At 48.7% G+C, this 22,997-nt stretch carries 14 protein-coding genes and 2 tRNA genes; 7 read left to right on the top strand and 9 right to left on the bottom strand.

Features of this window, described 5'->3' with window-relative positions; genetic code table 11:
• Positions 1-194: 194 nt before the first annotated feature.
• Positions 195-1,268, bottom strand: coding sequence for an AI-2E family transporter (locus tag CIK90_RS12800; protein ID WP_094389391.1), 1,074 nt, complete (start codon positions 1,266-1,268; stop codon positions 195-197).
• A 3-nt stretch (positions 1,269-1,271) separates the two neighbouring features.
• Positions 1,272-3,170, bottom strand: coding sequence for a cation-translocating P-type ATPase (locus CIK90_RS12805; RefSeq protein WP_094389390.1), 1,899 nt, complete (start codon positions 3,168-3,170; stop codon positions 1,272-1,274).
• Between the two features lie 310 nt (positions 3,171-3,480).
• Here CIK90_RS12805 and CIK90_RS12815 point away from each other — a divergent pair.
• A tRNA-Arg gene (locus CIK90_RS12815) sits at positions 3,481-3,554 on the top strand.
• 270 nt (positions 3,555-3,824) lie between these two features.
• A tRNA-Arg gene (locus tag CIK90_RS12820) sits at positions 3,825-3,898 on the top strand.
• Between the two features lie 1,667 nt (positions 3,899-5,565).
• On the opposite strand, the gene CIK90_RS12830 is transcribed toward CIK90_RS12820, so the two are convergent.
• The 5 genes from CIK90_RS12830 to CIK90_RS12850 form a co-directional block, all read right to left on the bottom strand.
• Entirely contained in the window at positions 5,566-7,101 is a 1,536-nt protein-coding gene (locus tag CIK90_RS12830) for a carboxylesterase/lipase family protein (RefSeq protein ID WP_094465722.1), read from the bottom strand.
• 94 nt (positions 7,102-7,195) lie between these two features.
• Positions 7,196-8,152, bottom strand: a complete 957-nt coding sequence (locus CIK90_RS12835) for an endonuclease/exonuclease/phosphatase family protein (protein WP_094465724.1) — start codon at positions 8,150-8,152, stop codon at positions 7,196-7,198.
• A gap of 60 nt (positions 8,153-8,212) precedes the next feature.
• Positions 8,213-9,775: a peptide MFS transporter gene (locus tag CIK90_RS12840; RefSeq protein WP_094465726.1), complete on the bottom strand. Its 1,563-nt coding sequence runs from the start codon at positions 9,773-9,775 to the stop codon at positions 8,213-8,215.
• 8 nt (positions 9,776-9,783) lie between these two features.
• Complete coding sequence (locus CIK90_RS12845) at positions 9,784-10,575, bottom strand: porin family protein (protein ID WP_094465728.1); 792 nt, start codon at positions 10,573-10,575, stop codon at positions 9,784-9,786.
• Between the two features lie 15 nt (positions 10,576-10,590).
• Positions 10,591-11,976, bottom strand: a complete 1,386-nt coding sequence (locus CIK90_RS12850; protein ID WP_094390433.1) for a LysM domain-containing protein — start codon at positions 11,974-11,976, stop codon at positions 10,591-10,593.
• A 91-nt stretch (positions 11,977-12,067) separates the two neighbouring features.
• Here CIK90_RS12850 and CIK90_RS12855 point away from each other — a divergent pair, with 91 nt between their 5' ends.
• On the top strand, positions 12,068-12,463 hold the full coding sequence (locus tag CIK90_RS12855; RefSeq protein WP_094439633.1) for a gliding motility-associated C-terminal domain-containing protein: 396 nt from the start codon (positions 12,068-12,070) through the stop codon (positions 12,461-12,463).
• Entirely contained in the window at positions 12,460-15,330 is a 2,871-nt protein-coding gene (gene uvrA / locus CIK90_RS12860; protein WP_094465730.1) for an excinuclease ABC subunit UvrA, read from the top strand. The genes CIK90_RS12855 and uvrA overlap by 4 nt, the downstream gene beginning before the upstream one ends.
• A 309-nt stretch (positions 15,331-15,639) precedes the next feature.
• Here the strand turns inward: uvrA and CIK90_RS12865 are convergent, their stop codons facing one another.
• Positions 15,640-17,217, bottom strand: a complete 1,578-nt coding sequence (locus CIK90_RS12865) for a hypothetical protein (protein ID WP_094465732.1) — start codon at positions 17,215-17,217, stop codon at positions 15,640-15,642.
• Positions 17,218-17,279: 62 nt separating this feature from the next.
• Positions 17,280-18,200 (bottom strand): hypothetical protein, encoded by a 921-nt coding sequence (locus CIK90_RS12870; RefSeq protein WP_254046360.1) that lies wholly within the window; start codon positions 18,198-18,200, stop codon positions 17,280-17,282.
• Positions 18,201-18,331: 131 nt separating this feature from the next.
• On the opposite strand from CIK90_RS12870, the gene prmA reads away from it, so the two are divergent.
• The 3 genes from prmA (at position 18,332) to CIK90_RS12885 (ending at position 22,996) form a co-directional block, all read left to right on the top strand.
• The gene (gene prmA, locus CIK90_RS12875; RefSeq protein WP_094465734.1) at positions 18,332-19,195 is read left to right on the top strand and encodes a 50S ribosomal protein L11 methyltransferase; all 864 of its coding nucleotides are present in this window, start codon (positions 18,332-18,334) and stop codon (positions 19,193-19,195) included.
• Positions 19,196-19,285: 90 nt separating this feature from the next.
• The gene (serS, locus tag CIK90_RS12880) at positions 19,286-20,602 is read left to right on the top strand and encodes a serine--tRNA ligase (RefSeq protein ID WP_094465736.1); all 1,317 of its coding nucleotides are present in this window, start codon (positions 19,286-19,288) and stop codon (positions 20,600-20,602) included.
• 42 nt (positions 20,603-20,644) lie between these two features.
• A complete protein-coding gene (locus CIK90_RS12885) occupies positions 20,645-22,996 on the top strand; it encodes a bifunctional dihydroorotate dehydrogenase B NAD binding subunit/NADPH-dependent glutamate synthase (protein ID WP_094465738.1) in 2,352 nt (783 codons plus the stop codon).
• Position 22,997 lies beyond the last annotated feature (1 nt).

Below are 22,997 nucleotides of genomic sequence, written 5' to 3' on the forward strand. Positions count from 1 at the left end.
TCTTTTTATTTTGTTGTGTCGTTTGTTTGTTGTTGTATCCTCTAATATCGATGTGTTCTGTAATTTTTTTGTATTATTCTTAATATGTTGTCTTTGTATGTCTATGACCGTATGATATTCTTTGCCATAAACCATGGTCTTTTGCATGCAAAAGTACGAACAAAATGGGATAATGACAAATAATTATCTGATTTTTATCCTTTTTTGACAATGTATTTTTGGTAATAGGTGATGAGCAATGTGGTGAGAGGCAGGGCGATTACCATACCCAACATGCCCAACAGCGACCCCCAAATAGACAGTGAGAGTAGGATGATGGCTGAGTTGAGGCCCATGACCTTACCCATGATGCGTGGGGTGAGAATGGTGTCTTGAATGATCTGAACCACCGCAAACACGATGAGTGCCATGAGTAACACAATCCAGAAGTTTTCTCCTGAGTCTGCCGCTTTGACGATGGCAAGCAGTACCGTTGGTACGAAACCTACAATTTGCAGGTAGGGTACCATGTTGAGCAGGCCGATGAGCATGCCCAAACCTACCGCCATGGGGAAGTCGATGATGAGGAATCCGATGCTGAACAGCACACCTACGCAGAATGCCACGCAGGCCTGTCCGCGGAAATATTTGTTCATACCGTCCTCTACGTCGTGTACCAGTTGCACGGCAAAGGCTCTGTAGCGTTGTGGCAACAGGTCGGGCCATCCTGTGGTCAGTCTCTCATAGTCGATGAGGATAAACAGGGTGTATAGGAATACCATAGTGACCGAGAGCAGACTGCTTACCGCCCCGATACTTTGGGTGATGATGGCCCATATCTTGGGCATGGCCTCTCTCATGGCTTGCATGAATCCCTCTTGCGTGACCATGGCTTTGACCTCATCGCCGGTAAGGTGACGGTGCAGGTATTCCTGTATCTGACTTGGTATGTTGTTGAAGGTGGCATTGGTCTCTATATAATGGAGCACCAGATCCTTCACTCTTATTCCTTCTTCCACCATGGGTGGTATGATGAGCCAGAAAGCGAGTGACACAATGCCTCCTGCCACAAGAAAGGCACAAAGGATGCCGAGAATGCGGAAGTGCAGCCTGCATTTGTACTGAAAGAATTTGACCAGCGGAAAGAGCAGGTAGGCAATGAGCCATGCCAGGAAGAAAGGCAGCAGCACTCCGCTGAGGCGGCGCAGCAGGAGGATGATACCTGCCAGTACGGCTACGAAGAGTACGCTACGGATAAAGGTGTCGAAGGTGATTTCTTTGCGTTCCATTTGTTATGCTTGTTTCGTGAATGACAGAATGACGGTATTGCTTCGTTTCAGTCGCAGACTGTTGAGCACTACGCTGACGCTCGAACAGGCCATCAGGGCAGATGCCCACATCGGGGTTATCTGCCAGTGTGCGCCAAAGGCGTAAGGAAGTCCGGCTGCCAGTGGGATGCACACCATATTATATATAAATGCCCAGAAGAGGTTCTGACGGATCATTGCCACCGTGCGTCTTGACAATCGGATAGCATCAGGGATGCGCCTGAGGTCGTCGCCCATGAGTGTGACTTGCGCCACGTCCATCGCCACATCGGTGCCGCGTCCCATGGCAATGCTCACATCGGCACGTGCCAATGCCTGCGAGTCGTTGATGCCGTCTCCCACCATGGCCACGTGTCTGCCTTCTTGTTGCAGGGCCTTTACCGCATCGTCTTTGTCTTGTGGTAATACCTGCCATTTGTAGTGGCTGATACCTGCCTCCTGTGCCCAGTGTCTGACGCGTTCTTCTTTGTCGCCACTCATCATGTAGAGGGTGATGCCCATTTTATGTAACTCCTCCACGGCTTCACGGGCAAAGGGCTTGAGTTGTTCGCCTTGACCATCGGGTGAGGGGAGAGTCATGGTTCCTGTTTTATCTACTACCATGCTGTCCACGTTGCGCAACAGTTCCAATGCGGTGGCATCCTTGATCAGTATGCCGGCTTCAGCCGCCTTGCCTATTCCCACCATGAGGGCGGTTGGCGTGGCAAGTCCCATGGCGCATGGACACGCTATGACCAGTACGGATACGGCAGAAATGACAGCCTGCGGCAGACAGTTGCTGCCTCCGATAAGATACCAGAGCAGGAAGGTTGCTACGGCAATGAGTCCCACGGCTGGTACGAATACCGCAGCCACGTGATCCACAACACGCTGTACGGGCGCTTTGGAACCTTGTGCTTCTTCCACCATGCGAATCATCTGCGACAGAACGGTCTGTTGACCCACCTCTTCTGCCTTGAAGCGGAACGTGCCTCCTTTCACGATGGTACCTGCCAGCACCTTGTCGCCGGGGGCTTTTTCCACAGCCACAGCTTCACCTGTAATCATGCTCTCGTCGATGCTGGTGCGGCAGTCTGGGATAATGGTGCCATCTACGGGTACTTTTTCGCCAGGTCTCACTTCTATCGTGTCACCCTGTTGCAGGGCTGCCAGCATCACATCGCTTACCGTGTCATCTACAACGAGGTGGGCGGTCTTTGGAGTGAGTCCCATCAGGGCGCGGATTGCTGAGGCTGTGTTGTGCTTGGCACGCTCTTCCAGGAGTCTGCCTGTCAGCACAAAACTGATAATCATGACCGATGCATCGTAATAGGTGTGCCACGCCATGCCTCGTGCTCCCCAGAAGCTATCGCCCCAAAAGGTGTTGAAACTGCTGAAGACAAACGAAATACCGGTGGAGAGTGCCACAAGGGTGTCCATATTGGCGGAACGGTGCAGGAGTTGTCGAGCCGCATTACAGTAGAAACTCCGTCCGCAGTAACACAGATTGAGCAGCGCGATGACGAGCATCACTTGGTTTTCCGTATTGCGGTTTCCCATCGGAATATAACCCATTGCCACCAACATGACCATGAGGGCAAAGCCCCACGAGAGCAGGGCCTGTCGCAGGATTCGCTGCCATGATCTTCGCTCAATGGCTTCTACGTTGCGGTCTTGTTCCACAACAAGGTCGTAGCCCACTTGCGCCAGCGATGCCTGTAGTTGTTCTGGTGACGTGCGGTGTTCGTCATATTCCACCAATACTGTACGTGCAGGCAGGTTGACAGCAGCGTCTGTCACCCCTTCTGTGGTTTTGAGTTTTTTTTCCACACTTGCTGCACATCCTGCACACATCATTCCCAATACGGCAAATGTCTTCTTCATGCTTGCAAAGGTAGAATATTTTCGTGAGACAGCCAACGGATTTCTTCTAATTGTAATCTATCATACCTAAATTCATCTATATAAATCAAGAGGCAAGGGTGGGGCACAGCGTTTTTTGTCTCGCAGTTGTTGAGGCTCATTTTGCATAATTGTCTCTCTCTTCTTTGAAAAACAGGTGTAAAAAGGCTAAGAAATGGCAGGAAAACCAAGGAAAATGCACCTTTTTTTGAAAAAAAATCCCAAAAAGTTTGGTCGAGTGAAAAAAACATAGTACCTTTGCACTCGCAATTCAGAAATGAGGCATCCGAGAGGTTCCGTAGCTCAACTGAATAGAGCATCTGACTACGGATCAGAAGGTTGTGGGTTTGAATCCCGCCGGAATCACAAAGAGAATCAGCAATGGTTCTCTTTTTTTTGTTTCTGTTTTGTTTCTATGCGGTTTATGTCTTGAAGACGTCGTACACATCTCTATTCAGTCAGATGTTATGATTTCAATACGGAAGATGCAATGAATCAGCTACTTGTCCGTGCGCATCTGGACAGGAATCAAACCTATAAATAAAAACTGGCAAAATTCAAAGGCAAAAAAGTTTGGTTGTCTGAAAAAAATATAGTACCTTTGCATCCGCAATTGAGAAATGAGGCGCCACGAGAGGTTCCGTAGCTCAACTGAATAGAGCATCTGACTACGGATCAGAAGGTTGTGGGTTTGAATCCCGCCGGAATCACAAAGAGAATCAGCAATGGTTCTCTTTTTTTTCTGTACGCTCAGCATGGGCATTGCCTAACGCCTGAAAGAAGTGGATCTCGGATGAATCACGGGCAACGGAATTTGTTCTAAGTAACACGACGGGATTGCAGAACTTATCCGTGTGTTGATTCACGATGCTATCAAGCTCCGTTCCTATCATCGCTGACGTTCCCACCACCATCGCATCCTCTAAAGAAGATGCGCACACAAATGTAGCATGATTGCTGATTTCGGTAATGTTCGGCGGCCGGAGGGAAAGCCAATTAAGAGTTATTCTCGATTTTACACTTGCTTTTCTCGTTTCAATCCAGAAAAATAACAATAAACGAGTAACGCTGATACTAAAGACGAGAAGAATTGCAGATAAGTAAACTCATGCAACAGACAATCAATCTCTATTAAAAAAACAACTCAAGGTGAAGCGTTGATAGGTTTCTGATCACAAGACTTCATTATTTCTAATCACATAAAAGGGCAGGACTCTCACAGGAGACTCCTGCCCTTTGCTGTGATAGGTAGTGGAAATGCCACTTTCTGTAAATGTTTGTGTCATTTTTGACGCATTTTGTCTGTAAATCTGTTTGTACTGTTGTAGATTGGTGTCCCATTCATACTGGTTAGCTGTATTTTATTTCTGTATATATTTAATATGCAGTTTGTTATGTTGCTTTTAGATGTGTGTCTGACGGTCTTGGCTGTATGTTGTGACGCGGGTAAAAATGACCTGGCTGTGTTTTGGTTCTGGGGGGTGATAGTATGTGGTAGGGTGTAAAGGGCTTTGCCAGATATTAATAGGTTCGCGCGCGAGCAGTTTCAGATTTTATGTTGTTAAAAAGAGGCTATTACAGCCATTTGTTTTGTCTTGAGCTTAGGGTGTACTGCCTGATGGGTTGATTTGCAGCACGCGCCATGTAAATGGCCAAAAACGGGTGTAATAGTTGGTGATTGTGGTCTGTAGTTTGTTTTGTTTGCTTCTCGTCCTCGTTTCGATTTGTTCTCGTCGTCTTCTCGTCGTCTTCTCGTTGTCATTTCGCTGTTTTCTCGTTCGGTATTCGTTATGTCCTCGATCGGCTAACGAATAACGAACGAAAGCACAACGAGAGACGAACGAGGGACGAACGAGAAATCAACGAGAAGCGAACGATAATTGCTTGGTTGGCGAGTGAATTTTGTGGTCAAATGTATAAAACAATTACCTTGCACGCTATTTTGTTGTGTTGAGATATGTGAATGGTGTAATATCGCACGGAAATTTTTCTTATCCACGGAACACACCGAGGACACGGAAACGATTCTAGTTGAAGATTATTCTAAAGATTTTGTTTTAGATTTACCTATAGGTTATTTTTGTCACGACTCGGCAAAGAATAAATTTTTGGATTTATTCTCTGCTCTCGCTGCTCCAAAAATTCGAGCATCTCCGATGCGATCCATAATAAAATTCTCCCCAGAAGCGAGGTGTTCGCGCGCATTCTCAGTTGAGGTCTTAACTAGAATATTAAACAAAAATCTTTAACTAGAATCCGTGTCGTCAGTGTGATCCGTGGATTTTCGTTGCTTCGCAAAAAAAGAACATGGGGACAGGAATCTGCCCCCATGTTTCATATTTTGCTTTTTGACAGGTTCTTTGTATATTATCATATTCTATTTCCTGCGACTCTTGAAAAATGCTTCAAAGAAGTCCATCTGGCGTTGGTTGGGCAGGCGGTCGAGGTGGAAACCCTCATGGATGATCATCACCGTGGGTTTGTCCTGTTTGTAGGTAGTCCAATAGGGCAGCGAGTCACCGTTGGGATTACCTGTCTTGGTGAAGTTAATCCAATAGCGCGACATGATTTGCTGCATGTGACGCTCGGTATCGGTCATGCGACCGCCCTTAAAGCTGAATCCGTAGATGAAAGGCATCTCAGCAACATGGCTGGCACCGCCTCTTTTGCTGCGGAGAATGGTGTTTTCGGAGTCTTGGTCGAAGTAGTACATATATACACGTCCCTTGCCGGTCTTGGTCTGGAGGTTGGCCCAGGCGTAGGTGCCCCAGGCAAAGCTACCGTCGCGGAAGATGTCTGACAGCGCGAAACAGGCCTCCTGTTCGTTGGTGGCGGGGTATATCTCCAGCAGACGGTCGGCCCAGTCGCCATAGATGTCCTTGACCCGTTTCTGATAGGCTTCGACGGGCATGGGGAACGCGAACAAGGAGCCTTCGTCGGAGTTGGTGCCGATGAGGATGTCAACGTCGTTGTATTGTCCAGCCTCGTAGAGCTTGTACTGGTCGTCTATGATGGCATGGCCGTCAACCACAGGCCAGAATATATCCGTCTGGGAGTTGTCAACGAGCTGCTGGAACGGCACCTTGCGCATTTGCTTGAGGTTCTTCTTGCCGAGGCGCTTTTGGAAACCGATACCGGCCTGCTCGGCACTACGCACCGTACACACGGCGACATTTCCGTCGCGCTTCTCACCGACGGGCCAGAACGAACTTCCGCTCTCGCAGATGGCGGCGCGGAACAGTCCCTTGGTTAACGGCGAAGCACAGAGGATGCTCACGGAGATAGCTCCTGCAGACTCGCCGGCAATGGTCACCTTCTCAGGGTCGCCGCCAAAGGCCGCAATGTTGTTGTGCACCCATCGCAGGGCTTCTATCTGGTCGAGTATTCCGTAGTTACCGGAGAGGCCACCAGCCTCCTTGCTGAGTTCCGGATGACTCATGAAGCCGAGTGCTCCAAGGCGGTACTCAATGCTGACATAAACGATGCCCTCACGGACAAAGCTCTCCTGCGTGCCGCTGTACGATCCGGTGAGGAAACCACCGCCGTGAATCATCACAAACACGGGCAGGCGCTCATCAGATGACTTTGCGGGTGTCTCAACGCTCAGGTACAGGCAGTCCTCACTCATTGGAATCTCGTTGCCGTTCTGGTTGGGGTCGGTTGGCTGTGGGGGGCGGTTGCCCCACTTGTCGGCCTTGTACACTCCTGTCCACGGTTTTTTCGGCACGGGAGCTTTCCAGCGCAGGTTGCCTATAGGTGCCTCTGCGTATGGAATGTTCATATACAGGGCGTGGCCGTTGCGGCTGACACCCTCAATCTCTCCCTGCGCAACATTGGTGCGCAGCAGTTGTGCTGTGGCGCTGGTTTCTATCGCCAACAGTGCACAAACTAAAATAAACCATTTGTTTTTCATATTCTGCTCGTGTTAATGAATAGATGTTGCAAAATTAATAAATAATTTTGATATGGTGCAAATGTGTGTGATAAAATTCGGGTGGAATGCGACATTAATGGCGTTGGAATTGGAAACGGACGACAAGGGGGAGGTGGTCGCTGAAACCATTTTGGAAACGGTATCCGTTGTAGGTGCGAAACGGTTTTTGACCGCCATACTTCTTGTCTGGTTCAAGAAGGAAGGGGGCGTCATTGATATGACAGTATTCCAGATGGGGCAATAACGAGGGGCTGACGAAGATGTGGTCGATGCCTTGCCAATGGCCAAGATAACGGTAGGAGGCTTTCGCAACACCATGTCTGCCCTTAACTCCCTTGCTGATATTATGGTAGCCGTGTGCTTCTAATGCTGTGAGCACAGGACTGTCTGCAACATCGTTGAAGTCGCCTGTGATGATGATTTTGGCTGTTGGCGACTGCACTTGGATGCGGGTTGCCTCGGTAGTGATGCGTTGCAATACGCTTTGTCGCCATAACTGTGACGAGCGAGCACCACTCAGCTTGCTGGGGGCATGGACAACAAAGACATGGAGGGTGTCGCCAGAGATGTATTTCCCCTTGACGTAGAGGATGTCGCGCGTGGGACGCATGCCTTCCATGGGTTCTACTGTCAGACAATCGTAACAGATGGGACGGAAGACTAATGGCTGGTATAAGAGTGCCACGTCAATTCCACGACTGTCGGCGGACTCTGTCATGAGGTAATGATATCCTGCATTGCGAAGTAATGACCGACGGGTGAGATCATGGAGCACGCGGTCGTTTTCCACTTCTGTCAACGCGATGAGATTAGGGAGTCCCCATGATGCGGTATCGTTACTGCACGACATGATCTCCTGGGCAATATGGCGCTGTTTCAGCCAATAGCGCTGAGGCGACCAACGGCGTACGCCACCTTCTACCCACTCGGTATCGTTTTTCCCTGGGTCGTGTTCGTAATCGAAGAGATTTTCGCAATTGAGTTCTACCAGTGTGAGCCACACGGTAACGACAAGGACTCCTATAGACATAGGCGTGATAAGAAAAAAAAGGCGCACCCCTGATGAGGATGCGCCGTGATGATAAAATGTTTATTTTGTAACGCGTTCAAGCCATTTGACCATGCCGAACATGACACCCATGGAAATGAGGCAGACCACGAGGAATACGGACCAGCACACCCATATGGGCCACTTATTGTACATCAACGGGCCAATCCACAAGAGGAGGTTGCCTACGGCTGTGGCACCGAGCCACAAGCCCTGACAGAGACCCTGCAGGTGTTTGGGGGCTACCTTTGAAACAAACGAGAGTCCCAGTGGTGAGATGAACAGTTCTGCTACGGTGAGGAAGAAATATACGACGATGAGAACCCAAGGTCCTGCCTTCATGGTAGCCTTAGCGGTATCGCCCATCATTTTGAATTCCTCGGCTGAGGGATAACCCTGCATCATAGAATAGATGGCAAGGAAGAGATAAGCCAATCCGGCAATACCCATACCGTAGGCTATCTTACGTGGGGTAGAGATGGCGCGTCCGGCACGTGTCAGACTTCCGAAAATCCACATGATGGCCGGTGTGAGGGCAATAACGAAGAATGGGTTTACTGCCTGCCAAATCTCAGGAGCTATGGTGTCGGTAACCACAAAGTCGCGTGCGAAGAGACTGAGTGACATACCATTCTGGTGGAATGAGAACCAGAAGAATACGGCGATACCCAACACAGCAAAGAGGGCGAACATGCGCTGCTTGATTTCTGTTGCCATTTCACGCTTTTCCTCTTCGGTATATTCCTCTGCCTTAACAGCTTCTTTCTTACCTGGTGTGGGGAAGATGTTACGAGAAGAGATGAAGATGACCAGCGAAATCAGCATGGCCACTACCGATGCAATGAAGGAATAGTGGATACCGGTGTTGAAGATGTTCAGATAGTGAGAGCAGAACGCTGTCAGGTCTCCGCCTGTCTGTCCTCCCACCTTGGTCACCAACTCACCCAGATTGTTGAGGGCATCTGCCGAAAGCGCTGCACCATTGTTGATATACTGGTGGCAGAGGGCTGGCAGCGAAGCATCATAACTGAGGTTGTTGACCTGCAACCACCATGAGCGAAGCATGGGAGCTACGAAAGGTGCAACGAGTCCTCCAATGTTGATGAACACATAGAAGATCTGGAAACCAGAGTCACGCTGACCTTTGGCGATGCGGAGTGCTTCTTCGCCTTTTTTGGCAGCTTCCGCTTCAAAATTATCGTACATCTGACCGACGATCGCCTGAAGGTTGCCTTTAAACAGACCGTTACCGAAGGCAATGAAGAACAGTGCCAAACAGGTCAGGGGCAGCAGCCACGACACATTATTGCTGGTTGCCATAACAGGCACAGACAGGATGACGTAGCCCAGAGCCATCACCACAAGACCAGTCATGATGGTGCCTTTGTAGTTTTGTGTACGGTCAGCAATGATACCGCCCACAAGGCTTAGCACATAGATGCCGGCATAGAAGAAAGAGTAAATCACACCGCTTGTTTCGTCAGACAAGCCGAATTTAGAGCAGAGGAAGAGCACGAGCACGGCATTCATAATGTAATAGCCGAAGCGCTCACCCATGTTGCTGAGTGCTGCAAGTAGCAGACCTTTTGGATGGTTTTTAAACATAGAAATATTTATTTGATTTTAGAGTTGTTGGTTTTAAACACGTCGAAAAGATAGGTTAACTTGACGACGATCTGTCCGAAATTGGATTTACCGAAATAATCACTCTTGGTATTCCCAAAGATATTGCCGAGTCCATAGTAATAGCGGCCTTCGAGCAGGAAGTGTCCCAGTTTGGGGTGTGAATATTCCATTCCGGCTCCTACGGCGATACCGTAGTCGAACTTATTCTCCACCGCCATCGTGTCTTGTGCTGTGATGTAGGAAGCACGCTGTTCTGTCGGTTCGTATCCTTTCACAAGATTGGTATTGGTCTTCTCGTTGAGGAAGAAACCCACCTGCGGACCTAACTGGAAAAAGCCTTGCAGTCCGTTGCGCTCACGTCCCCACCCCAGTCGTGCCATGACAGGAATCTGCACATAGTTCATCTTGCGCTCATAGTAGAGCGGATGGTCGGGATCGTCAGCATAGAAGCAGGGGTTGTCGTTGACATCGAGGATGTCTTCTTTCCATCCTGTTTGTACGTAGTTGACTTCTGCTACAACGGCACAGATGCTTTTGAAATATTTCTCGCACGTGTAACGCAGGGTGATACCGCCGCTTAAACCAGCGAGCTGTTTCTGCGGAACGCGAGGTGAGAAGCCTACGCTACTCATCATCATGCCACCGTTTACACCGATGGCAAACTCGTTACGATAGTCGCCTACCTGTGCTGACAGTCTTGTGGCGATGACCAGTCCTGTGAGTATGAGTATGTATCGGCACTTCTGCGTGGCGCTTATTGTCAGTTTCAGTTTTTTCATGTCCTTCCTATGGTGTTAGAACTTGATGATTTCAGTTTTACGTCCTGTGGTGAAGTGTACAAAGAGTGTACTCTTGTTTTGCAGTCCGCCGTTTCCAAGACGCTCGAAATGAAGTGGTGTCTGAATAGGCGTGTAGCCTACCATGCCCGATGCTCCGGTAAACTTCTTACCATAGAGATGGAGTCCCTTGATGAAGAAATAGGCGTGGTCGAAACCCGTAATGGCAAACCGAGGAAGGGCGTTCATCATATCGGCATGGAAATTCCACCGGTATTTGAGATTGATTCTATCGGTCTTCGACGACAGGGGATTCATATAGAACGTTGCCGGGATATAGGTGTCGAAACGGTAGAAATTATCGAGTTGATGACGGGTGTAGAGCATCCATTCGGTATAGCCAAAGAGCGTGATCTGCATTTCCGGGTATATGGTCTTGAGTCCGCTGAGGCGTGCCAGAGCCACACCGAGCTGTGGAGAACGCCCCGTGTTCAGAACAACAACATTACGCTTGGTCATGCTGAACGATTTACGAAACATTTCTTCGCCCGATTTCAGATTGGTCACATTATAGGTCATGTGCTTGGCTTCGAGGCGACGACGAAGAGGGAAGGTGAAATTACCTTTCTTACTGGTGGTATCGTTGCAATCAATGATGACGGTATGGCAGTCGGAGAAGCGTTGCAGGAAATGAGTGATATAGGAATCATTCTGCAAATCCTGCGACTGAAACACCTGATAGATATTTCTGTTGGTAGTGAGTTCCGGCGCATTGATAGAGAACGGTATCAACAGGCGGATATCATTCTTCTTCACGAAATCACTCATGGGCTTCACCATTTTAGAATAGAGCGGACCGATAATCAAATCGCGGTCGGCAGCATGGGGATCCTGCAAGAACTTGTTGATGTCTGAATCTTCAGCCACATTCCATGCTCTCACATCGGTAGAGATACCGTTTGCTCTCAAACTATCGCAAGCCATGAGTACACCTCTATAATATTCTGTCATGCGCTTGCCGTCACCGTTAATATCGTGCAAGGGTAACATGATGCCGATGCGTATTTCACGCTGCGTCATGTCACAGTCTTGTACTTGCGGCTTAGCGGGCATCTTGATTTCTGATGTTGCCCCTGCTGAATTTCCTGCCGAGGGATGATTAGACGGCCAGGGGATTTTGATATATTCGCCTTTCTTCAATTCATAGCCTGGCGTATTCATCTCCGGGTTTGCCTTGATGAGTTCCTCAATGGTGAGCCCATTGTCTTTGGCAATACCAAAAATGGTTTCCTTACGCTTCACTTTATGGAGCTCGCGGTAAGAATTAAGCTGCGCACAGGCTGTCTCTGCCATGAAGGCAAAGAGGCCAAGAAAGAGGAGTTGACGTAATATTCCGTTCTTCATTTCCATCATATTTTAGTCTTTCGCCTACAAAATTACAAAAAAAGATGCGGTAAATCTACATTTTTCCGTAAATTTGCAAAAATATTAGTATATGACACTCAAAATAGCACTGACAACGTCACTTTTTCTCCTTCTCTCACTGCCCGTCTGTGCACAAACGGACAACAGCGAAACAACGGAGAGCCGCTTGGAAATGCCCAATGCCTTCTCGCCAAACGGTGATGGCATCAACGACATCTATCAGGCGAAGTCGAACTATGAAAACATCGTTTCGTTTCGTGCCACCATTTTCAATCGGAAAGGGCAACGCCTCTACGAATGGAGCGAGATCACTGGAGGATGGGACGGTAGCAGCGGAGGACATCCCGCGAAAGACGGAGTCTATTTTGTGCGTGTGGTGGCCAAAGGCGGCGACGGTCGCGACTACGACATCAAGAAAGCCGTGACCTTGCTGCGACAATTCAACGAATCAACTGAAATGAGATGAACAACGACGAAAAAATCAACGTATGGGGCGCTCGCGTCCATAACTTAAAAAACATAGACGTGGAGATTCCACGCCACTCCCTAACCGTGATCACCGGACTGAGCGGATCGGGTAAATCGTCATTGGCCTTCGACACCATCTTTGCCGAAGGACAACGCCGCTATATTGAAACCTTCTCTGCCTATGCCCGTAACTTCCTGGGAGGCATGGAGCGACCTGACGTGGATAAGATAACAGGTCTGTCGCCCGTTATCAGCATTGAACAAAAGACTACCAACAAGAATCCCCGTTCTACCGTAGGTACAACGACTGAAATCTACGACTACCTGCGTCTGCTCTTCGCCAGAGCAGGCAAAGCCTACAGTTACGCAACTGGCGAGGAGATGGTGAAATACACAGAAGAGAAGGTCATCGACATGGTGGCAGCAGACTATAGCGGCTGCAAAATCTTCATCATGGCTCCTGTGGTAAGAGGCAGAAAGGGTCACTACCGCGAACTCTTTGAAAGTATGCGGCGAAAGGGCTATCTCCATATCAGAGTGGATGGCGAAGTGAAAGAAATCACACGGGGCATGAAGGTGGACCGCTATAAAAACCACGATATCGAAGTGGTCATCGACCGGTTGGCTGTCAAAGGCAACGATGACGAACGACTCAAGAAGAGCATCCGCATCGCCATGAAACAAGGAGACGGTCTGCTGATGGTCATGAATCACGACACGGGAGCAGTCAAATATTTCTCACGCCGGCTGATGTGTCCAACAACGGGAATCTCCTATAGCGACCCCGCCCCCAACACCTTCTCGTTTAACTCACCGCAAGGTGCGTGCCCTCGCTGTAAAGGGCTGGGATACATCAATGAAATAGATCTCGGTAAAGTGATTCCTAAACGCAATATGAGCATTTACGAGGGAGCCATCGTGCCATTAGGAAAATACAAAAACCAAATGATATTCTGGCAAATCGATGCCATCCTCAAGAAATACGACTGTACGCTAAAAACAAAAATTGAGGACATCCCCGATGATGCGCTCAACGAAATACTCTACGGTTCGTTGGAAACGGTGCGCATCGACAAAGAACTGGTTCATACGTCAAGTGACTACTTCGTAGATTTCGACGGTGTAGTGAAATATCTGCATGATGTGATGGAAAATGGCGAGAGCAGCAACGGACAGAAATGGGCGGACCAGTTTCTTGCCGAATGTGTATGTCCGGAATGTAAAGGACAAAAGCTCAATCAGGAAGCACTCTCCTATCGCATCTGGGATAAAAACATTTCGCAGCTTGCCAATATGGACTTGGTAGAACTGCGCGAATGGCTCAACGAGGTGGGAAACCACATGGACGACCAACAACGGCAGATTGCCACAGAAATACTCAAGGAGATTCGCACACGAATAGATTTCCTCCTTGAAGTAGGTCTTGACTACCTGTCGCTCAACAGACAGGCAGCAACGCTGTCGGGAGGTGAAAGCCAGCGCATACGTCTTGCCACGCAAATCGGTTCACAGTTGGTCAATGTGCTCTATATCCTTGACGAGCCAAGCATCGGACTGCACCAGCGCGACAACGACAGACTCATCCGTTCGCTGAAAGAGCTACGCGACCTCGGCAATACGGTCATCGTAGTGGAGCACGATCGCGACATGATGCTCAATGCCGACTATATTGTGGATATTGGGCCGAAAGCAGGAAGAAAAGGTGGAGAGGTGGTCTTCCAGGGAACCGTTGAGGAGATGATGCACACCAATACTATCACCGCCCAATACCTCAAAGGCGAGCAACAGTTGCAAAGAGGACGCCACAGAAAAGGCAACGGCCAGTTGCTGACGTTGCGAGGATGCCGAGGCAACAACCTCAAGAACATCGATGTTTCGTTTCCTTTAGGATGCCTGATTCTCGTCACAGGAGTCAGCGGTTCGGGAAAATCAACGATGATCAACGAAACGCTCTACCCCATCCTCTCCCAGCATTTCTACCGTTCGTTGCAAAAACCCATGCCCTACGACAGTATTGAAGGACTGGAGCATATCGACAAGGTGGTCAATGTGGATCAGAGTCCCATAGGACGCACTCCACGATCAAACCCAGCCACATATACGGGGGTCTTTGCCGACATACGATCACTCTTCGTGAATCTGCCAGAAGCACAGATTCGAGGTTATAAGCCAGGACGCTTCTCGTTTAATGTCAAAGGCGGAAGATGTGAAACCTGTGGTGGAAACGGATACAAAACGATAGAAATGAACTTTCTGCCCGACATACAAGTACCGTGTGAGACCTGCCATGGCAAGCGATACAACAGGGAGACGCTGGAAGTGAGGTTCAAGGGAAAATCTATTGCCGATGTCTTAGACATGACCATCAACCAGGCCGTCGAATTCTTTGAAAATGTACCCGATATCTTGAGGAAGATCAAAACCATACAGGATGTGGGATTGGGATACATCAAACTCGGACAACCTTCGACAACGCTCTCTGGAGGTGAAAGCCAGCGCATAAAACTTGCCACAGAACTGTCGAAAAAAGATACGGGCAAAACCCTTTATATCCTTGACGAGCCAACCACGGGACTTCATTTTGAAGACATCAGAATCCTTATGGATGTTTTACAGAAACTGGTAGATCGTGGAAATACCGTTATCGTCATAGAGCACAACCTCGACGTCATCCGCCAAGCGGACTACATCATCGACATGGGGCCGGAGGGCGGACGAAAAGGCGGTGAGGTGCTTTCTGCCGGTACACCAGAAGAAGTGGCGAAGAGCAAAAAGGGATTCACGCCCAAATTCCTGCTTGAAGAAATGAAGAGAAATAGTGACGCTCCCGACAAACCCTGTGGAGGTAGCTGTGCAGATGCTTGAAACAAGTTCTTTGTAAACAAATGAAAAGTCTACAAGGTCATTAATTTGGCGAAGCAAGTGCTTCTGTGGAACGACCTTGCCATATAGACCGGAATTATCGGTAAACTGAAATGTTTCTTGTTGTGGCCAGCATATCTCTCTAAATATGCTATAAAGGTACAAAAAATAATGCACATATGCGAGCAAAGCGCCCTACACATGAGCATTATTTTTAGACATAAAAGAATTTGAGAGGTTTTTCAGTGCTCTCCATCGAACTTAACTTTCGATGGGAGCAACTCTCAAATTTATGTAGAATATAAAGATTGGTCAGAAACTGTATGAGAGGGTGCAGAGTACCTGATGGCGCTTGTCGCTCACACTAACAGGTGAACACTCATTGACCTCGGTCTGACGCACATTGTCGGCATCAATATAATCGGCTGAATAATAACTCATGAAGGGATAGAAATCGCCGTTGCGCTGACTATACTGGTAAGCCAAGTCTAAACGGAACTTGTCGAAGGTGAAACCTACACCTGCCGTGATACGGTCGGTTGCCCCCCAGTTCGTATAGTCGGTGGTCGAAGCATAATAGACACCCGGAGAGTCGATGGTCTGGTCGCGCAAAGCACCTTTGTTAAACATCGGAGTCACGTGGTTATAACCCAAACGAATGGCGAAACTCTTATCAGGACGGAACTCGCCTCCGAGTTTGATAGTGCTCACACCTTTGAGATTCTTCTTGGTCAACTGGTTCATATAAAACTCACTACTGCTATTCTCATGATAGCCATCGTAGTAGTCGTAATAGGCATCGTCGATGGTGCGCATGTCACACGAACCGTAGTCTGCATATTCATAAACGGCTCCAAGGGCAATCTGATTACCAATGGTATGACCGAGGCTTATGCCAAACTTCCATGGCGTATTGAAACGGAAATCCTCACTGGCTGCCGACTTATCAACATTGGAACCAATAGTGGTGTAGTTCTCTGTGGTGAGCTTATAGAAGGTGGGAGTAGCTACAGAGAGACCGATGCGGAAGGGAGACTCTTCAATGGGACGGAAGATGGCACCTGCCTTGATATTGAAACCTGTTCCCGAAATATTGTGCTGATCGCTGATGAGCACACCATCTATATGATCTTGGTTTGGCTGTAAAGTCTCGTAATACTCGCTGTAGTCCTTATAGTGCACATCGCTAATACCTATGGTAAGACCAAGATAGAGGCGGTTTTTTTTATTACCACTGATATTGATGTCGTAGTTGCCTATGTAGCCAGAGGTAGCACGATTGAAGTCGTACATATCGCCTCCATAACCCACAACATATTTTTCATGCGTATCAGGATCTTCTTGGAGCAGCAAATTACCCAGATAAATATCGTCAAGCTGCGAATAAGCCAACGAATTCTTATTGAGCAGTCCGTTCATGTCCTTGAGCGTGGTCTGCAAACTCTGCGACGAACCATTCAACTTGGCTGCAGCGGTGAGTATCTGATTGAAATTGCGGCTTTTGTGATAGTTGAAACCAAAATTGAGGAAACTGCTCACACCGGTTCTGGTGCTGAGCACCACACCAATCTGGTCAAACGACACATTGGTCTTGTTGGCATTGGCAAACGAGGCGGCATCCTGCAAATTGACAAAGCCAAACGAAGTGCTCACCTGTCCCTTGCGAAACAATCCGATACCGGCAGGATTGGTGCCGATTGTGGAAATATCTGCGCCAAGCGCATCCATGGCTCCACCCATACCCACATAACGGGCTGTACCATTCAGGTCTTCTGTAGATAATGCTGCGGCATCATACGAGTCGCCAACGGCTGGCACCTCTGATTGTGCCTGCATCTGAACTGCTGCGGCAGAAGCCAGCATGACAGCGGTAATTGCTTTTATATTCATAGTCGTATTTTGTTTTCGTTGATAAAATATTTGTATCTCTCACACCAAATAGCGATGACGCATCAGCGGCGTCCGCCATAGTTATGACCGCCTCCTACTGAGCGTCCACCACCAGAACGGCTGCTTCCGCCAAACGACGAACCGCCATTGCTGTAAGACGGACGGCTGTAGGAACTGTTGCTGTTACTGTTGTAAGAGCGTGAACGATAACCGCCCAAATCGCGCACATTGTTACGCTGACCGCGGGTGCCGTAGTCTATGTTACTATTACGCTGACCACGATAGCCTGCCAGACTACCTCCACGGCGGTTGGCATTACTGTCGGTATTGCCTGCGTATTTATGATGTGAATAGCCTGAGCGACTCCACGATCTGCCGGCATGCACAGGACCTGAGATATAGACTCCTCCTCCCCAACCCCAATAGGGACGATCCCAGTAATAGCCGTAATGCCAAGGACTGTACCAAGTGGAATAATAATAAGGTGAATACCATCCCCAATAAGAACTATAGTACCAGGGATCATACCATGGGTCATACCATGACGAACGCCAAGGACTGTACCACGAACCGTACCAAGCATCGTACCATCCCGGACGCACACCTGTCCATCTTCCGTCGCGGTAACCTTCCCAATAGGCTTCACTGGGCGTATAACCGTCAAAACGACTCATCTTACGCGTACAAGCGTAGTCGTCGGCTTCTGAATATGCGGAATCAGGATAGACACCCTCTGTGGCTGAGAAATTGATAATATCATTGCCTGCCGAATCAATGGGAGCAACAGAAGACCATGCACGACGATTGTACTCGCGCGATGATTTCTTACTACCAGAATAATAGGTGTCTGCGGGCATTCCGTAGGATTTGAGTTCTTTGGCTTTCGATTCCTTGGTGGGAACGAAATACATATCGTCATCCTGTGCCATAGAGAGCATCGGGAGACTCACCAAAATCGTTGTCATTAAGATAATCTTCTTCATATCTCATTGCATTTTTATAATTTCACATTGCAAATTTATTATCAAATATCATGCAAATTTAGGGATTTTCCCTAAGAAGGGGTAGGTTTTTCCCTATTTTTTGTAATTTTGCACAAAAATAAAGCAATAAGATGAAGTATTTTGAAGTAGATTTCCAATTATCGCCTCTCTCGCAAGACGCTTGCGACATTTTGGCAGCACTTACTGCCGACGCAGGATTTGAATCCTTCGAAGAAACGCAACACGGCATACGGGGCTACGTACAGCAACCATTACTCGATAGACAAGCACTCGAAGATATAGTAAACAACTTCCCTATAATGGGAACCAATATAATTTACACAATAAACAAGGCAGAAGACAAAGACTGGAACGAGCAATGGGAACAGGAAGGCTTCGAACCTATCATCGTAGGCAACAACAGACTGGCGATTCACGATGGGCGACACCTGCCTTCCCAACCTGCCGACATCAGTGTGGAAATAGATGCACGACTGGCATTCGGCACGGGCACCCACGAGACTACCCAGATGATTTGCGAATGGATGCTCGATATGCCCATGAAAGACTTACGCGTCATGGACGCGGGATGCGGAACAGGCATTCTCGGCATTGTTGCACTAAAACTCAAAGCAAGCCATGTAACTGCCTATGACATAGACGAATGGAGTAGCGGCAACACTCGCCATAATGCCGTTATCAACCGTGTTGACAGTCAATTGTCTGTTTACTGTGGCGATGCCTCCCTACTCGACTCCAAAACTGCCGACTACGATTTGGTACTTGCCAATATCAACCGCAACATCCTACTCAACGACATGCCTCGCTTTTGTCAAATCATGAAGCAAGATGCTAAACTCATTCTCAGCGGATTCTATACCGAAGATATTCCGTTGCTTGAAGCACGTGGAAAGGAACTCGGGCTTACATTGACAGGTGCGAAAAACCGCGACAAATGGGCTTCCATCATCATGCAACGCGTAAATAATGCGTAAATAAATAGGTGGAATCATTTCGCCAATTCGCAACTTTTTGTTACCTTTGCATAGCAAAAAAAAGAAAAAAATTCATAAACACACATAATTATGCTTACACTTAAACTCATCAACGAGGAAACAGAACACGTCATCAGCGGACTGGAGAAGAAACAGTTCAAAGGTGCACGCGAGGCCATCGAAGAAGTATTGGCCGTGGACAAGAAACGCCGTGAAACCCAGCAGCAGTTGGACAAAAATCTAAGCGAACAGAAACAGCAGGCTGGACAGATTGGCAAACTGATGAAGGAAGGAAAACGCGAAGAGGCGGAAGCTATCAAGAAAGAAGTGGCTGCCATGAAAGAGTCCTCTAAACAACTGGAACAGCAGATGGGTGAAGCACAGGAAACCCTGGTAAAACTGCTCTGTCAGATACCAAACATCCCTTACGATGAAGTGCCCGAAGGAAAAACCGCAGAAGACAACCATGTGGTAAAGAGCAATCAGAAGGAATGCGACGGAACAGATACCGTGGGAACATGGACTGCCAACCCCAAAAACGATGAAGCAAAAGTGCCCCACTGGGAACTTGCCAAGAAATACAACCTCATCGACTTTGACCTCGGTGTGAAGATTACCGGTGCCGGATTTCCCGTTTATATTGGTAAAGGTGCACGCCTGCAGCGCGCCCTCATCAACTTCTTCCTTGACGAGGCACGCAAGAGCGGCTACACCGAAGTCATGCCACCTACCGTGGTCAACGCTGCTTCTGGATACGGAACTGGACAGCTGCCCGACAAAGAGGGACAGATGTACCACTGCGAGGTAGATGATTTCTATCTCATCCCTACTGCCGAAGTGCCCGTGACCAATATCTACCGTGATGTCATTCTCGACGAGTCGCAACTTCCTATCAAAAACTGTGCCTACACTGAGTGCTTCCGTCGCGAGGCTGGATCATATGGTAAAGACGTGCGTGGACTGAACAGACTGCATGAGTTCTCAAAAATTGAACTCGTACGCATCGACAAGCCCGAACACTCAAAACAGAGTCATAAGGAAATGCTCGATCACGTAGAGGGACTGCTCAAAAAACTCGAACTCCCCTACCGCATCCTCTTGCTCTGCGGAGGCGACCAGTCATTCACCTCTTCCATCTGCTATGATTTCGAGGTTTATTCTGAAGCACAGGGGCGCTGGCTCGAAGTATCGTCAGTTTCCAATTTCGATACCTATCAGGCCAACCGTCTGAAATGCCGCTATCGTCGTGCCGACAACAAGAAGATCGAGCTCTGCCACACTCTCAACGGTTCGGCTCTCGCACTCCCACGTATCGTGGCTGCCATTCTCGAAAACAATCAGACTGAGAAGGGCATTGTCATTCCAAAGGCACTCGTACCATACACTGGCTTCGACATCATCGACTAAACAGAAGCCTCATACTAAACAAAAACAATACAAGCCAACATCATGAACAAAATCGTAAGGAAAGAGCAATTCTCTGAGAAGGTATTTCTCTTCGAGATAGAAGCTCCCCTGATTGCCAAAAGCCGTAAGGCTGGCAACTTTGTCATCGTGCGTATCGGTGAGAATGGTGAGCGCATGCCGTTGACCATTGCCGGTGCCGACATTGCCAAAGGCACCATCACACTCGTCGTACAGCAAGTAGGTCTATCATCGAAAAAGCTTTGCATGCTCAATGAGGGTGACTATATTACCGACGTGGTAGGACCACTGGGCAACCCCACACGCATCGAAAACTACGGCACCGTCGTCTGTGCTGGAGGTGGACTCGGTGTGGCTCCTATGCTGCCCATCATCCAGGCACTCAAAGCTGCCGGAAACCGCGTATTGTCAGTCATGGCAGGCCGCTCTAAAGACCTCATCATTCTGGAAGACAAAGTGCGTGAAAGCAGCGACGAAGTGATCATCATGACCGACGATGGCAGCTATGGCGAGAAAGGCGTGGTGACCATTGGTATTGAGAAATTCGTAGAACAGGAACACATCGATAAGGTGTTTGCCATCGGACCTCCTATCATGATGAAATTCTCAAACCTCACCGCACAGAAGCACAATATTCCTTGCGAGGTGTCACTCAATACCATCATGGTGGATGGTACAGGTATGTGTGGTGCCTGTCGCCTGAGCATCGGTGGTAAAACCAAGTTTGTCTGCATCGACGGACCTGAATTTGACGGTGCACTCGTTGATTGGGATGAGATGTTCAAGCGCATGGGTACTTTCAAAGAGGCTGAGCAGGAAGAGCTGCAACACTTTGAAGAACACCTCAACGCATGCAAGAAATGCGACAAGCAGAAGAAAAACACCGACGTGGAGATGGACGTAGAGCCTACCGACGAACCCATGGAAGTGCTTATCGACCGCAATGCACCATGGCGAGATGAACTCCGCAAGAGCATGAAACCCAAAGAGCGTACTCAGATTGAGCGCGTGAAGATGCCAGAACTCGACCCTGTCTATCGTGCAACAACACGTACCGAAGAGGTCAACATCGGCCTCACCAAGACCATGGCGATGACCGAGGCCAAACGCTGTCTGGACTGCGCAAAACCCACCTGTGTGGAAGGCTGTCCTGTAAACATCAACATCCCTTCGTTCATTAAAAATATAGAGCGCGGACAGTTCCTTGCAGCTGCAAAGGTGCTGAAAAACACCTCTGCCCTACCTGCTGTCTGCGGACGTGTATGTCCACAGGAGAAACAGTGTGAGAGCAAATGTATCCACCTGAAGATGAACGAACCTGCAGTAGCCATCGGCTATCTGGAGCGCTTCGCGGCCGATTATGAGCGCGAGAGCGGCAATAGCAGTCTTCCTGAAATTGCTCCCGCCAACGGCATAAAGATTGCCGTAGTAGGATCAGGTCCTGCCGGACTCTCCTTTGCTGGCGATATGGTTAAGAAAGGCTATGAGGTCCATGTCTTTGAGGCGCTACACGAGATTGGCGGTGTACTCAAATATGGTATTCCCGAATTCCGACTCCCCAACCGCATCGTCGATGTAGAGATAGAAAACCTCTCGAAGATGGGCGTCAATTTCCAGACCGATGTCATCGTGGGAAAGACAATCAGCGTAGAACAACTTGAAGCAGAGGGCTTCAAGGGAATCTTCGTGGGATCGGGCGCTGGACTGCCTAACTTCATGGGCATTCCTGGAGAAAACGCTATCAACATCATGTCGAGCAACGAATACCTGACTCGTGTCAACCTCATGGATGCTGCAAACCCCAATACCGACACTCCCATCAACTTCGGTAAGAATGTATTGGTGGTAGGTGGAGGAAACACCGCCATGGACTCTTGCCGAACCGCTAAACGACTGGGAGGAAACGTAACCCTCGTCTATCGCCGCAGCGAACAGGAAATGCCTGCCCGTCTGGAAGAGGTGAAGCACGCCAAGGAGGAAGGTATCAACTTCCTGACCCTCCACAATCCTATTGAGTATCTGACCGATGACAAGGGAGCCGTCAAGGCTGCCGTTCTTCAAGTGATGGAGTTGGGCGAACCAGATGCTTCAGGACGCCGCTCTCCTGTTGCTGTAGAAGGAAAGACTGTCACCCTTGATGTCGATCAGGTCATTGTAGCAGTAGGTGTATCTCCCAATCCATTGGTTCCCAAATCCATTGCCGGACTGGAACTCGGTCGTAAAAACACGATCGTTGTCAATGAAAGTATGCAGTCTGCCCGTGAGGAAATCTTCGCAGGTGGTGACATCGTGCGCGGTGGCGCAACAGTCATCCTCGCCATGGGTGACGGACGTCGTGCAGCAGCCCACATGGACGAATATCTGAAAAAGCAGTAAT

The sequence above is a fragment of the Prevotella sp. P5-126 genome (assembly GCF_002251185.1).
Taxonomy (GTDB): domain Bacteria; phylum Bacteroidota; class Bacteroidia; order Bacteroidales; family Bacteroidaceae; genus Prevotella.